Annotated in this window: 17 protein-coding genes and 1 pseudogene; all 18 read left to right on the forward strand. The window is 49.9% G+C overall.

Annotation, left to right across the window (positions count from 1 at the left end):
* Positions 1 to 9: 9 nt before the first annotated feature.
* The 18 genes and pseudogenes from OXH16_17020 to OXH16_17105 all read left to right on the forward strand — a co-directional run bounded on the left by OXH16_17020 (position 10) and on the right by OXH16_17105 (position 13,843).
* A complete protein-coding gene (locus OXH16_17020; GenBank protein ID MCY3683101.1) occupies positions 10 to 792 on the forward strand; it encodes a phytanoyl-CoA dioxygenase family protein in 783 nt (260 codons plus the stop codon).
* 31 nt (positions 793 to 823) lie between these two features.
* Complete coding sequence (locus OXH16_17025; protein MCY3683102.1) at positions 824 to 1,969, forward strand: amidohydrolase/deacetylase family metallohydrolase; 1,146 nt, start codon at positions 824 to 826, stop codon at positions 1,967 to 1,969.
* Positions 1,970 to 1,971: 2 nt separating this feature from the next.
* Positions 1,972 to 3,894, forward strand: coding sequence for a S9 family peptidase (locus tag OXH16_17030; GenBank protein MCY3683103.1), 1,923 nt, complete (start codon positions 1,972 to 1,974; stop codon positions 3,892 to 3,894).
* Between the two features lie 13 nt (positions 3,895 to 3,907).
* Positions 3,908 to 5,278 (forward strand): FAD-dependent oxidoreductase, encoded by a 1,371-nt coding sequence (locus OXH16_17035; GenBank protein MCY3683104.1) that lies wholly within the window; start codon positions 3,908 to 3,910, stop codon positions 5,276 to 5,278.
* A complete protein-coding gene (locus OXH16_17040; GenBank protein ID MCY3683105.1) occupies positions 5,256 to 5,729 on the forward strand; it encodes a type II toxin-antitoxin system VapC family toxin in 474 nt (157 codons plus the stop codon). Before OXH16_17035 ends, OXH16_17040 begins: the two co-directional genes overlap by 23 nt.
* 508 nt (positions 5,730 to 6,237) lie before the next feature.
* On the forward strand, positions 6,238 to 7,017 hold the full coding sequence (locus OXH16_17045; GenBank protein MCY3683106.1) for a hypothetical protein: 780 nt from the start codon (positions 6,238 to 6,240) through the stop codon (positions 7,015 to 7,017).
* Positions 7,010 to 7,750: a class I SAM-dependent methyltransferase gene (locus OXH16_17050; protein ID MCY3683107.1), complete on the forward strand. Its 741-nt coding sequence runs from the start codon at positions 7,010 to 7,012 to the stop codon at positions 7,748 to 7,750. Before OXH16_17045 ends, OXH16_17050 begins: the two co-directional genes overlap by 8 nt.
* A 250-nt stretch (positions 7,751 to 8,000) precedes the next feature.
* Positions 8,001 to 8,345 carry a RidA family protein gene (locus OXH16_17055; GenBank protein MCY3683108.1) on the forward strand — a complete coding sequence of 115 codons (345 nt, stop codon included), beginning with the start codon at positions 8,001 to 8,003 and terminating at the stop codon, positions 8,343 to 8,345.
* Between the two features lie 10 nt (positions 8,346 to 8,355).
* Positions 8,356 to 9,180, forward strand: coding sequence for an AAC(3) family N-acetyltransferase (locus OXH16_17060; GenBank protein ID MCY3683109.1), 825 nt, complete (start codon positions 8,356 to 8,358; stop codon positions 9,178 to 9,180).
* A gap of 4 nt (positions 9,181 to 9,184) precedes the next feature.
* Positions 9,185 to 10,030, forward strand: coding sequence for a DUF4111 domain-containing protein (locus OXH16_17065; GenBank protein MCY3683110.1), 846 nt, complete (start codon positions 9,185 to 9,187; stop codon positions 10,028 to 10,030).
* Complete coding sequence (locus OXH16_17070) at positions 10,011 to 10,493, forward strand: GNAT family N-acetyltransferase (GenBank protein MCY3683111.1); 483 nt, start codon at positions 10,011 to 10,013, stop codon at positions 10,491 to 10,493. Before OXH16_17065 ends, OXH16_17070 begins: the two co-directional genes overlap by 20 nt.
* A gap of 14 nt (positions 10,494 to 10,507) precedes the next feature.
* Positions 10,508 to 11,044, forward strand: a complete 537-nt coding sequence (gene dcd, locus OXH16_17075) for a dCTP deaminase (GenBank protein MCY3683112.1) — start codon at positions 10,508 to 10,510, stop codon at positions 11,042 to 11,044.
* Complete coding sequence (locus tag OXH16_17080) at positions 11,037 to 11,585, forward strand: NUDIX hydrolase (protein ID MCY3683113.1); 549 nt, start codon at positions 11,037 to 11,039, stop codon at positions 11,583 to 11,585. Before dcd ends, OXH16_17080 begins: the two co-directional genes overlap by 8 nt.
* A 2-nt stretch (positions 11,586 to 11,587) precedes the next feature.
* On the forward strand, positions 11,588 to 12,025 hold the full coding sequence (locus OXH16_17085; GenBank protein MCY3683114.1) for an NUDIX domain-containing protein: 438 nt from the start codon (positions 11,588 to 11,590) through the stop codon (positions 12,023 to 12,025).
* Between the two features lie 113 nt (positions 12,026 to 12,138).
* Positions 12,139 to 12,489 (forward strand): type II toxin-antitoxin system RelE/ParE family toxin, encoded by a 351-nt coding sequence (locus tag OXH16_17090; protein MCY3683115.1) that lies wholly within the window; start codon positions 12,139 to 12,141, stop codon positions 12,487 to 12,489.
* Positions 12,486 to 12,761 carry a helix-turn-helix transcriptional regulator gene (locus OXH16_17095; protein ID MCY3683116.1) on the forward strand — a complete coding sequence of 92 codons (276 nt, stop codon included), beginning with the start codon at positions 12,486 to 12,488 and terminating at the stop codon, positions 12,759 to 12,761. The genes OXH16_17090 and OXH16_17095 overlap by 4 nt, the downstream gene beginning before the upstream one ends.
* Before the next feature lie 63 nt (positions 12,762 to 12,824).
* Positions 12,825 to 13,568 carry a creatininase family protein gene (locus OXH16_17100; protein MCY3683117.1) on the forward strand — a complete coding sequence of 248 codons (744 nt, stop codon included), beginning with the start codon at positions 12,825 to 12,827 and terminating at the stop codon, positions 13,566 to 13,568.
* A 110-nt stretch (positions 13,569 to 13,678) separates the two neighbouring features.
* Positions 13,679 to 13,843: pseudogene (locus OXH16_17105) on the forward strand (GNAT family N-acetyltransferase).
* Positions 13,844 to 14,044 lie beyond the last annotated feature (201 nt).

The following is a 14,044-nucleotide window of genomic DNA, read 5'->3' on the forward strand; positions in this document are numbered from 1 at the left end:
GATTGTGTCATGTCCGATTTGTTGATTTTGACGCCAGAGCAGAAGCGCGCTTTTGGCGAGGATGGCTTTCTCTTTTTGGAGGGTTTTTACGATTCCCGAAAAATGAAGGAGATGCGCGGCCGTTTCCACGATCTGGTCGTCCGCACCGAGGGGCGCCCCCAAAATATGCGCTACAGTTTTATGGAGGTGCCCGAGGGGTATCAGCCCGATCCTTTTAATCCGGAGAATGTGGTGGGTATGATGGATCAGACGCTGGCTGATGACTACTGGTTCGATCAGTTCACCGAGCCGCGCATTGTTTCGGTTATGGTCGATCTTTTGGGGCCTGATCTGGATTTTCACAATGGGAAGATCCGCAATAAACCACCCGGATTTTTCTGCGCGCAGAGCTGGCATCAGGATTGGCCGTACGAGCGGCATACGATTCCAGATCTGGCTGCGGCTATCACGTATCTCGATCCCACCGATTTTGAAGCCGGGGCGACTGAGGTGGTGCCCGGTTCCCACCGTGAAGGCGAGTTTCCGACCTATAAGGGCCATACGATTGCAGATGATTTGATTGCTCCCGAACGCCCGGTTGTTCTGAGCGCGCAACCCGGCGATGTGGCGATTATCCATGTGCTGGTGGTACACCGGGCCGGGCACAACTATACTCGGCGGGGCCGCCACGCCATTATTAACGAATATAAAAGTGCCGCGGCTGTAGATCAGTGGAATAACCGCTGCGCTTTTGCCGGTTTGCCCCTGGCGCGCAATCGTCGCCTGATCATGCCGCGCGTACATGCCGGGTGAGTGAAGGAGTTCACGAGAAGGGGGGGTTGGTATGAAGTACGATTTGCTCATCAAGGGCGGGATACTGGTCGATCCGGCGGAAGGTCTCAGCGACGTGCGGGATGTGGCGTTTGCAGGAGGTCTGGTTGCTGCTGTTGGGGAAGATCTGGATACGGGCGATGCCCGCGAGGTGATTGACGCGGCGGGTTGTGTGGTGACGCCGGGATTGATCGATATTCACGTTCATGTGTTTGCCGGTGTCAGCCATTTTGGCATTGAACCCGATCCTACGTGTCTTGCGCGAGGTGCGACGACTGTGGTCGATGCGGGGTCTGCGGGTGCAGATATTTTTCCGGGGTTCCGGAAGTATGTGATTGATGTGAGCGAGACGCGGATTTTGGCGCAGATGAATATCTCGTCTCAGGGTATGCTGACTGCCGAGATTGGCGAGTTCGAGATTCCCGAATACGCGGATGTCGATAAGGCCTGTCGCATGATTGAACAGCACCGCGATATTGTTCTCGGGGTGAAGGTTCGGCTGACGCGGAATAGTATTGTCAGCGAGCGGTCCGGGATGTTGCCTTTGCACAGAGCGAGAGAGGCGGCAGATGCGGCTGGATTGCCGATTATGGTGCATCCGCAAGATGCGTGGTGCGATTCGATTGACGATATTTTGAAGGTGATGAAGGGTGGAGATATTTTAACGCACTGTTTTCACGACTTTCCGTGCGGGATTCTCGATGGCGAAGGTCGCATCCGAGATTCGGTTCTGGATGCGATTGAGCGGGGCGTTGTGTTTGATGTGGGACACGGGGCGGGGTCTTTTTCGTGGGGGATTGTCGAGGCGGCGATGTCACAGGATGTTCTGCCGACTACGATTTCATCAGATCTGCATATTTACAATGTAAATGGTCCTGTTTACGATCTCGCATCTGTGGTGACAAAGTTTTTGCACCTGGGTCTGTCGATGGAAGAGGCGATCTCGCGCGTGACGTCTGTGCCTGCTGAGGTGATTGGGATGAAGGGCGAGGTGGGGACGCTGGCGAAAGGGGCGTTTGGAGATGCTGTGGTGTTTGAGTTGCGGGAAGGGGCGTTTCGGCTTGAGGATTCGCGTGGAGAAGTTCGAATGGGTCGGCAGAATCTGGTGCCGGTTGCGGTTGTCAAGGGCGGTCGCGTTTATACGTCGCGTGGGAGATAGATATGTCGCCAATTAAACCTGAGCATACATACGATTTGATCGAAGTATCGGCAGTGGAGATAGCGGGGGATGGGTCGGCTGTGGTTTTCGTGCGGCAGGAGATCAACAGGGAGACGATGAAGCGGGAACCGCGGATCGCGATGCAGTCGCTTGCGGGTGGGGATGCTGTCGATGTGGGAAAAGGAGATACAGCGCCCAGACTTTCGGCTGATGGGAAGACGCTGGCTTTTTTGCGTTCGGGAGAGGACGATAAAAAGCAGGTTTGGGTGATGCCGGTCGATGGTGGGGATGCGAGGCAGGTGACGGCGCTTCCCGATGGTGTGAAGGATATGGCGTGGTCTCCCGATGGTTCGGCGTTTGTCGTTGTGTCGCGCGTGGATCCAGATCGCGAGGTAGAAGACGAGGAGAAGGCGCTGAGGACGCAGGTCGCCCGTCGCGTGCGGTATCGCGATGACGAGGGTGGCTGGCGAGGCGATGCATTTTCGCAGTTGTTTGTGGTGGATGCCGTAACGGGTGAGGCTGAGCAGATTACGGAGGGGGAAGGCGACCACGGAGCACCGGCGTGGTCACCCGATGGGAGCCGCATTGCTTTTGTGACGGATTGCGTTGAAGGGCGCGATTTTATGCGGGGTTCAGAGGTCCATGTGATGGACAAGACGAGTGGGAGGTCGCGGTGCTGGTCGCTGGGGTTGAGCCGCGCGGAGTCCGTAGCGTGGTCGCCGGATGGAGAGCGGCTGGTGGTTGCGGGTTCTCACGACGCGGATGTGTGGGATTCAAGGCAGTCGTGGTTGTTTGTGCTGGAGGAAGACGAATTGCCGGTGTATTTGGAGGGTGATGTTTATACGGTTGTGCAACCTCTTGCGCCGCGGTGCTGGACGCCGAGGGATGGGATATTGTTTATTGGTGATAGGGCGGGTGAATCTTTTTTGTGTCGGGTGAATCCCGATGATCCTTCTTTGCAGACCGAAGTTGTGGATGGGGGTGGTCAGGTTTGTACTGGTTTGTCGGTTGACCGTGCGGGTGCGCGGGTGGCTATGGTGATGACTTCGCCTGTGTGTCCGTGCGATGTGGTGGTGATGGATGTGGGTGCGCGGCGTCAACGCGCATTGACGGCTGTGAATGCCGGGTTTTTGGAGGCTCATCCCGGTGCGCCTGTGGAGAAGTTGGTGTTCGAGCGGGGTGGGGAGACGATTCAGGCGCGGGTGCTGTTTCCTCAGGATTTCGACGAGGGAGGGTCCTATCCGCTGGTGCTGGATATTCACGGGGGACCAAATGGGCGATTTTCGGATTCGTACGATGTTACGCATCAGGTTTTGGCGGGCGCGGGCTATATTGTGCTGGCTGTGAATCCGAGGGGATCGTCGTCTTATGGTCCGGAGTTTCTGAAGATGGTGCTGGGAGATTGGGGGGGAGAAGATTTTCTGGATTTGATGGCGGGGGTTGACTTGCTGTGCGAGCGGTCCTATGTGGATGCGGACAGGTTGGGGGTTCACGGCTATAGTTATGGCGGTTTTATGAGTAGCTGGATCGTCGGTCACGACCATCGGTTCAAGGCGGCGGTGGTCGGTGCTCCGTGTATCAATTTGCACAGTATGTACGGTACGTCGGATATCGGGGTGTCGTTTGGAGAGAATCAGTGGCAGGGTTCGGTTCTGGAGAATGTGGAAGCTCTGGTGGAGCGGTCGCCGTTGACGTATGCATCTGAGGTTCAGACGCCGGTGTTGCTGATGCACGGAGAGGAGGACTACCGCTGTCCAATCGAGCAGGCCGAGCAGTTTTTTGTCGCGCTGAAGCGCCAGGGTAAGACGGTGGAGTTTGTGCGCTTTCCAAAGTCGTCTCACGGGTTCAGGAGGAGCGGACATCCGGCGCTGCATGTGGAATATCTCGATAGGATGTTGTCGTGGTTGGAGAGGTACTGTAGTTGAATGGGAGGGCGTCATGTTGACCCATAGAGAAGAAAAAAGAGATACTCCGATTGTGGAAGATGTGGATGTGGTCGTTTGTGGCGGGGGGCCGGCTGGTATTGCCGCTGCGATTGCGTGTGCGCGGCAGGGTGCCAGGACTCGGCTGATTGAGTTGCACGGCAGCCTGGGGGGCGTGTGGACGACGGGTGCGTTGAGTTGGATTATCGATTCGGCGGATAAGCCCGGCATTATGGCGGAGATTACGTCTCGGCTCGATGCGCGGGATGCGCGCAGGCTTCGCGCTCCTGAAGGAAAGAACTACGCGTATGATGTCGAAGAGATGAAGTTGCTTCTCGACGAGATGTGTGGCGAGGCAGGTGTTGAGATTCGGCTGTTGACGCGCGTGGTTGGCGCAGCGCGGGATAGCGAGAACAGGCTTTCGGTCGTGATTACGGAGTCCAAAAGTGGACGAGAGGCGTGGCATGCGAAGGTTTTTGTCGATGCGACTGGCGACGGCGATCTGGGGGCGCTTTGCGGATGTGGGTTTGATGTCGGTCATCCAGAGACCGGGGATGTCCAGCCGATGAGTTTGATGGCGCTGATTACGGGGTTGCAGTTCGATGAGATTGAACCTTACGTGGGCGGGTCTATGGTAGAGCCGAAGCAGAGGTTGAGCGCGCTGATGGAGGAGATCGGTGTTTCGCCTTCGTATGGTCATCCGACGTTATTTCGGATCAGGGATAATTTGTTCGCGTTGATGGCGAATCACCAGTACGGCGTGAAATGCGACGATGCCAATGCGATTACAGAGGCGATGATTCGCGCGCGCCGGGAGATTCATATACAGGTGGTTGCCCTGCGGGCGCACGGCGGTGTGTGGTCGGATATGCGCGTGGTGGCAACGGGCGCGCAGATTGGTGTTCGGGAGGGGCGGCGGATTCACGGACGGTATGAGGTGACGGGGGAGGATCTTCTGCGGGGTGCGCGGTTCGAGGACGCAGTTTGTCGGGTTACGATGGGGATTGATGTGCATTCGACTGATCCGAAAAAAACGAAGATTGTGGAGGCGAAGCCACACCGGTCACAGCCCTATGATATCCCTCTCAGGGCGCTGATCGCGCGGGATGTCGATGGCTTGCTGATGGCGGGGCGTTGCATTAGTGGTGATTTTATAGCGCATTCGAGTTATCGGGTGACTGGCAATGCCGTGGCAATGGGTCAGGCTGCTGGGGTTTGTGCGGCAAGAGCCGCTCTGTCGAATAGGCTGCCCCATGAGGTTCCGTGGTGTGAGGTGAAAGCGGCTCTGGATGTTATCAATGGGGTGACTGGTCCGATGGTAAAAAAAACTGGTGAGCGGTATATTAAAGCGGAGCAAGCAGATTGTGGAACAAACTGTTTACATTGAGACATCGATATTCAGTTTCTACTATGAGCGTCGCACTGATCCAGCAGCGATTGCGATGCGGGACTGGACACGTCAGTGGTGGGATAGGCATCGCCACTATTATCTCATCTCGACCAGCACAGCCGTTCTGGCTGAATTGGATATCGGTAAACTGCCACACCGAGATGAAGCTTTAAATTTGGCACTTACTTTGCCAGCAATTCCGCCTGGGGATGAGATCGGTGAGATTGTGGAGGTCTATATTCAGCATCATCTGATGCCACGTAATCCTCTTGGAGATGCTTTACACCTTGCTCTGGCATCGTTTCATAAATTTGATTATCTTCTCACTTGGAACTGTGAGCATCTTGCCAATGCCAACAAGTTTGGACATATTCGTCGCATCAATGCATTGTTGGGCCTACATGTGCCAATTTTGACAACGCCTCTGGAACTGATGGGAGGTGAATAGTTATGGACGCCTATCAAAAATTGATTGACAGCATACGAGAGAGTCGCAAGAGAATGTCAGAGGAATGCGACCATGATCTGCACAGATATTTAGCGTATTTACAGTCTTTCAATGCCACATACTCGAAGCAAATTGAATCATTTCTAAAGTTGCGTGATTCTGCTCCTCCACAAATCTCGATATCTTCGTCAGAATAAGGCGTCTCTTTTAGTTGATCCCCATCGGATGGTTTGTCTGGTGGGGATTCTTTGTAAATCCTGCTGTGTGAAAAAAGAAGGAGAAAAGATATGGGCGCGAACTATTGACCTCTTGCCGATGTGCGAAAAAATTTTCGGGTCAAGTGGTATAGATGTCCTATTGATCACGCCAAACTTCGCGCGCTGTCAAGCCGTCAGCCACAAGATTCCGTAAGCAGAGTAGATGCCTGTCTGCTGTTTTCAAAGTAACTTTGGGTGATTACGTCAGTCAGCTTCATAATCATACTCAATTTTGTCAGCATTGAGAATAAATGTCCCGAGTGTCAACAAATTCCCCAAAAGATGCTCTTCATCATGCTATTATCAATCGAGTATCAGAAGCAACTGTTTCAAAGTTGCATAAGAGAGGTTTGCTTGCCCTGTATCTCGGGGGCACTTTTTTGACTTCTGACCGACTATCTTCCAGCGATATAGATCTGCTTGGAATAGTAGCGAAGACGTTTGATTTTTGTGAAGAAGACCATCTCAATAGCTATTTCGATGAGTCTGTTGAACCTGAAGTTGGTATCAAATCTTGCTTTAGAGGGATTACCATTTCCGAACTCAAAGGAGGCATTCAAAAGGGCAATGCAACATCTTGGATTCCAATCCGCATAATGATAAAACGATTACCATTCTATATGCATTTATGGGGAATAAAATTCAATTTTACTACTTTTCCCATCAAGCCCTATCCACCAAAAGAGGAAGCAGGCATCCATTTCATTGGCATCAAGCGCAGTATTAAAAGCATCCGTCGTAAGAATGGAAGGCTCAGGCTCTCCCCACAAGCATTTGCCAAACAGGTGCTGCATCTGGCATTCGTAGAGGCAGAAGTAGCGTATGGGTTTAAATTCACTCCATCATACGAAGGGCTTATTGATCATCTAAAAGATCGAAAAGATCATTTTGCTCATAGAGCGTTCGAGATCCGCAAATCCGAAGCAATTACAACTGAAGATTATCTCGCGTTTTGTGATCAAGCAGAACGGTACGTGTCAAATTTAAAAAAATTAAAAATAAGGAAGTATGATGGCCGAAAAGATGAATAATCAAAAAAATCAGAAATCTCAAAGTGTTCAGTTCTCAACCCGTGCTGAGGCGTATGATCGCCTGCAGCCAGTTCGGATTGAGATGTTTGATTTTTATCACAGTCTGGCTATGGATTTTATTCCTTTTGATGACCAGACGGAATTTCGGATGCTCGATTTGGGATGTGGAACGGGTATATTTCTCAATTGTGTTTTGATGAAATATCCGAAAGCAACGTGTGTGGCTATCGATTTTTCGGATGAGATGATGAGGTTTGCGGCTCGGAAAATGGGCACGCATTCAGATCGCGTAGCGTTTCTTCAGAGAGATCTCAATGAGGGGCTGCCAGAAGGTTTGGGGTCCTTCCAGTTTGTTGCATCGTTTTCGACTATCCATCATCTTACAGATGAGAATAAGGCTCGCATATTCAGGCAGATTTACGATGTGCTTGAGACGGGAGGCTGGTTCTTTTTGATCGATGCCATGTCCACGCGTTTTGATGACGATGTTTATAAGTTGGGGCGAAGGCGGCTCAATCTTCGCCGAGAGGAGAGGTTCGAAGAAGCTGGGATTGATATTGAAGAGGTGAATCGGGTGCGTGAGATTATTGAAGAGGTAGATGAAGACAGTCCGGAGAGGGATCGGATCTCTCGTTTTTCTTCTCAGGTTGAATGGCTAAAAGAGGCGGGCTTTCGTTCCGTAGATTATATCTGGCATTTCTGGATGGAACACTTTGTCATTTGCCGAAAATAAAAACGAGAAAGAGGCTGGTATTACATACCAGAAGGAGATGTAATACACCCATTCCCAATCCTTTCCTTACTCAGCCCACTCAACCTTTCTCTTATCTTTCGGTCAGGTTCGGCAATCCGCAGGCTCTTACGCCAATCGCGCCGTCCCTCCCAAAAAACTTATCGCGTGTACCACAGAAACCATCTTGTTGATAGAAGTGTCACAAGATCAGTGAATTTGATGTTGTAAAACGCTATCTATAGGAGCATTTATGACTATCATACGATACCCGGGAAAAGCATTTGGTCGCAGCAAGTCCGTTGAGCACAATGGCGTCGTCTATACGGTTGTCACCGCACCGGATGTGTCTGCAGATTTCAAGAGCCAGACCCAGCAGGCACTTGAACAGCTGGATGCGAATCTCGCCGAGGCTGAAACCGATAAGTCTTGTCTTCTTTCTGTCACGATCTATATCACGGATATGTCAAAGAAACCCATCCTGAACGCGGTTTGGGACGCCTGGATTGGTGCCGACAATTGGCCCCAGCGCGCCTGTGTGGAGGTCGAGCTGGAGGGAGATACACTTGTAGAGATGGTCGCGATTGCAGCGAAATAGGTGACGCATAATGAGTGAAGGCAAGGTTGTTGAAAAGACAAAAACGCCCGCTACGATTGATTCGTTGCAGACGGATCTTCGCACGCTTGGCATTAGACCGGGGATGGTCGTGTTGGTGCATTCGTCTTTGAGCGCGATGGGATGGGTGTGCGGAGGTGCCGTGGCGGTTGTTATTGCGCTCCAAAAAGTTCTGGGTTCTACAGGAACGCTTGTGATGCCCGCGCACTCAACCGGTCTGAGCGAGCCGAGCAAGTGGAAAAGTCCGCCCGTTCCTGAGTCGTGGTGGCCGGTGATACGCGAGACTATGCCAGCTTACGATCCGGTGCTTACGCCAACTCGCGCTATGGGCATTATTGCGGAGACATTTCGCAGGGAGAGAGGGGTTTTCCGCAGTTCACATCCGCAGGTCTCGTTTTGTGCATGTGGGCCTCAAGCATCGTATGTCGTGAATAACCATTCACTGTCTTTTGGCATGGGCGAGGATTCGCCGCTTGCGAGAATTTACGATTTGCACGGTTTTGTCCTGCTTCTCGGTGTGGGGCATAAAAATAATACGTCTATGCATCTTGCGGAATATCGGGCGAATTTTTCTACTAAGCGCATTGTTCAGGATAGCGCACCGATTTCTGAGTCGGGTTTAAGGACGTGGACTACCTTTGAAGAAGTTGAACCAGATAGTTCGGATTTTGATCGCATCGGTGAGGATTTTTTGCGGTCGGACGCGGGGAATGTGGTGCGTCAAGGCAAGGTTGGTCTCGCGAGTTGCCAACTCATGCCACAACGCGATGTGGTGGATTTCACAGTCGGCTGGCTGGAAGAGAATAGGTCAAAATAAATCTATGATTACAAGCAATCTTACGAAATATCCCGATGTGAACGAGATTATAGATTTTTTTGTTAAACGCGTTTTTCCTGCTCTCGAAAAAAATGTACTCGGGATATATCTAACTGGCTCGCTGTCCCATGGGGCGTTTAACTACTATAGCAGTGATATTGATATTACGGTGATTGTGCATCGACCTGTTTCTCGAAGTGAACTCGATTCCATTGGGCGTTTGCACAGAGAGATGGAAGAGAAGTTCGAGAAATGGGCGCGGCGGTTAGAGTGTTCTTACACATCTGTCGATATGCTCCCTTGTGTTATGCCTCCAACGGAGCCGAGACCGTGGTACTGGGGTGGTGATTGTACCCTTTATGCAGAGGCACCCTATGGGAATGAATGGATAATCAACAAATATTTTCTTTATAGCCATTCCATCGCGCTATTTGGTCCGAGTTTTACGAAGCTGTCGCCCCCGGTTGATGTTGAGGATGTGCGGAAAGCCTGCGTTCGCGATTTGTTTCAGGAATGGGCACCGAAAAAATCCAATCCGGAATATTTTGGGGATAGCCACCATGAAGCGTATTTCATTCTAAATCTATGTCGAATACTGCACACTGTGATTTGCTCCGTTGTTGGTTCTAAGAAGATGGCTGCGTCATGGGTGCAGGAGAACTGTGGAGATAGGTGGGGTGATCTGGTAGGGAATGCTCTGGAATGGCAATACGGTATTGAATTGGACGCGAGACAAGAGGCTATAGATTTTCTCGATTTTGTAATTTCAGAGGTTTCAAAAACAGGCGTATATACGCAGGTGGTCAATGACGCATCGTATATTGGAGGGGATGAAAGTGGAAGTTGTTAGGGCTTTGAAATCTGATATACCCGCTATACTGGAGATCTGGAAAGAACTCATGGATTTTCACGTTCCGTTTGATTCGAGATATACACTGTCTGATGGTGCAGAAGAGAGCATGGATAAGAATCTGGAAAGACTGATCGAAGCTGAGGATGCCCTTGTGATTATGGCGGTTGAGAATACAAAGGTATTGGGCTACGGAACAGCAAAGATTGACAAATATCCTCCCGTATTCGTCAAGCAAATCTGTGGTTCTATCGCAGATTTGGCTGTTTCTTCTGAACACAGGAGAAAGGGAATTGGAGAGTTGATGCTAAATGAAATGTTGGATTGGTTTCAGTCTCTGGGTATAGACAGAGTTGAACTTCGAGTGGCTTCTATGAATGCCGTTGGATATTCATTTTGGAGAAAGCATGGATTTACAGATTATATGCATATAATGTATAGAGATTTACCTGAAGTAAAATAGTCAGGGAGCGCGTTATGATTTTATCGGGAAAAATGATTCATGAGCAAATGGGAAAGGACATCATTATTGAGCCATTCGATCCTGCCAGGCTCAATCCCAATAGCTATAACCTGTCACTTGCCAATGAACTCATGATATACGAGGATGGCGTTCTCGATATGAAAGAGAAAAATCGCACGCGATCTATTCAGATTCCAGATGATGGGTACGAGATGCAACCCCAAACGCTCTATCTTGGCAGGACAGTTGAATTTACCAGAACGGATAATTATGTCCCCATGCTTGAGGGGCGGTCATCTGTGGGTAGATTGGGGTTGTTTGTACACATAACCGCAGGTTTCGGTGATGTGGGCTTTGCCGGGTACTGGACATTGGAGATGTTCTGTATTCGGCCCGTTCGAGTCTATCCAAATGTGGAAATCTGCCAGATTTACTATCATACGCTGGATGGCGATTTCGAGACCTACAAAAGTGGAAAGTATCAAAATAATACGGGTATTCAACCCAGTCGTTTATATCTCGATTTTGAAGGAATAGACAGCATTGAATAGTAGTGAAGATATACAGATGTTTTTGAAGGGTAAAACTCCTTTTCACGAGACAGAGGCTCTGTGGGCAAATGGGACGATGCCTTTGCGCGTGCGTTATTTTTGTTCCGGTGAACAGCCACCAGAGGAGTTAGTAACCTCTGTTCGATGTCTCGTCTTTCAGAATGATTCTGTTTTGGCACTCAGGAATCGCAAGGGCAACCACATTTTGCCTGGTGGTCGTCGCGAAGAGGGAGAGACTTTTGAACAAACACTTCGCCGCGAAGTTGCAGAAGAGACAGGCTGGACGATTGAATCTATCTCACGCCTGGGGTTCATCCATCTGGAACATCTCAAGCCGAAGCCGCCTGGATTCCAGTTCCCATATCTCCCTCACTTTTTTCAAATTATTTATACCGCCCGCGCTTCCAAACATGTGCCAGATTTGATGTGCGATGATGACTATGAGGAGGACGCGACATTTGTCCCAATAGGTGAACTCGAAGGGTTGGATATCTCTGAGGCCGAGTTGGGATATGTCCGATATATCAGAAGAGGGATTTGATCGTGTTCACTATCGGAGTTTTTGGGATTATTACCGATGACAAAGACCGCGTCTTGTTGTGCCACCGACGCGACTTCGATTTGTGGAATTTGCCGGGTGGTGGCGTTGAGGCAGGCGAGAGTCCGTGGGCTGCTCTGGTGCGAGAGATAGAAGAAGAAACGGGTTTGAAAGCTGTGCCCGTCCATCTCAGTGGGGTGTACAGTAAAACAGATAAGAATGAGATCGTGTTGTCATTCTTTTGCCAGGTTATAGGGGGCACAATCCAGCTTACCGATGAGGCGGACCAGATTGAGTATTTTCATTTAGATTGTATTCCGAGCAATACGTCTCCAAAGCAGGTCGAACGTATCAAGGATTACTTCGCGGACAAGACAAGGACCTATTACAAGGTACAAACAGGACCTTCTGCTATTGGTTTGGTCAATGAAGGAAAGATTTGAGAAATATGCACATCGCGTAACAGCACATAATTGTCGGGGATAGTGAAATTGTGCCCCGAAAGATAAATGTTATTTTCCTTTATTTTTGGTAACATATTCGTTAACTTTTAAATATGAGAGAAATCACCTTTTATCGTACAGCGTCAGGGCATTGTCCTGTAGAACAATTTTTGGATTCCCTGACTGCGAGGCAAGGTGCTAAAGCCACTTGGACATTGGGATTGATTGAGGAATTGGAGATTGTTCCCCAACAATACTTCAAGAAACTGGTCGGTACGGATGACATCTGGGAGGTTCGTGTCAACATTGGTAGAGATATGTTCAGGCTCCTGTCATTTTTTGATGGTCCAAAGTTGGTGGTTCTCAACCATGCCTTTGCCAAGAAGACACAGAAGATTCCAAGGTCAGATATTCGTCTGGCAGAACAGAGAAAACGGGATTATTTCAGGAGGAAAAAACGATGAGCGATTTAAAAAAGTATGTTGAGAAACGCAAGGCAAGAGATCCCGAATTTGCCGAGAATTACGAAGCTGGTTATTTGGAATTTAAGATTGGTGTTCTCCTTCGACAAGCTCGAGAGGAGGCTGGTCTAACCCAGGAAGAGGTGGCACAGAAACTGAATACCAAGAAATCTGCGATTTCAAGAATAGAAAACCATGCGAAAGACATCAGGCTGTCAACTTTGGGAAAGTATGCAAAAGCAATTGGAAAGAAATTGCATTTTTCTGTGGGATAATTGAAAGCATAACGCGCCTCGGCTAAAAAACAAAAAAGAATTAGATCGTATTGTCATTTCAAAATGAAATCCCATAAATTTACTGATTATACGTACTTAGAAATCAAGGATCTGGTTGATGCCGGATGCCTGGCGATTGTGCCCACAGGATGCACTGAGCAACAGGGTCCACATTTGCCGGTAGATTTCGACACGTGGTTTGCGGAAGCTGTTGCATTGGAAGCAGCGCATTATGCGGCACGCTGTCACGATGTACGTGCTCTGGTTTTGCCAGCCATGCCATTTGGACCCACGCCCGAACATCGGGGCTTTGGCTCGGGATATGTCAACATCCCGCACGTTGTTCATGAAGCGTATGTCTATTTCGTCCTTGAATCGCTGGCAGAACAGGGCTTTGGCACTGTTGTTGTCTGGCGCGGCTGCGGTGAGCATCGATTGCAGGAGGCGGTGGATAGGTTCAACGCGAAATTCCATCCGGGATGCAAAGCTTGTCTTCCACCCCTGCCATATCATGACATTTGGTGCCGCGTAGCTGATCCCAGCGTTCCCGGTGGTCATGCCGATAGTTTTACGACCTCAATTGCTATGTATCAACGCCCGGACACGGTTAGACTCGGAAGTATCCCTTCATCCCGTTCCAGAGAAGTGAATTGGGATGATCCGCATCTCGATTTCACAAGATATTCAGACACTGGTGTCATTGGCGATGCGACCAGGGCGAGTGCCGAGTTGGGACGCAGGCTTTGGGATGAGGTCATATCGACTACGGCAGCGATTTTCAGAGATGCTATTGAACTCTCTGAGTAAATGAGACGTCTGTAAACCATTCAGGAAAATACGGGGTAGATACTCTGATACTATCGCGTGACTCAAATCTATGATTTCTGACTTATCACTCATGAAAATTACTGTCACATCAGGGCAAGGGCTATGCAACTCAGGTCGTGACAGGATGGGCTAGGATTGTCCGAGAACAAGGTCGTATCCCTCTTTATAGTACTTCTTGGGATAATAGAGCCTCCCAACGCGTCGCAGAAAAGCTGGGATTAGGGCTATATGGTGTGGATATTCATATTTCGTAGTACATACAGGAGTAAACCCCAGGAGAGATAAATATGTCGCGAGCATTCACTGTTGATGACTTGTTGAATGTCAATCAGTTTACCAGTCGTTGTCCGTGGGATCTTTCGCCTGATGGCGAATTGCTTGCTGTAACACTCAGCCAGGGGAGACATGGACAAATTTTACGCTTCATTGAGGCTTCGCAGCTCGCTGCTCCGCCT

It is taken from the genome of Gemmatimonadota bacterium (assembly GCA_026705765.1).
Classification (GTDB): Bacteria; Latescibacterota; UBA2968; order UBA2968; family UBA2968; genus VXRD01.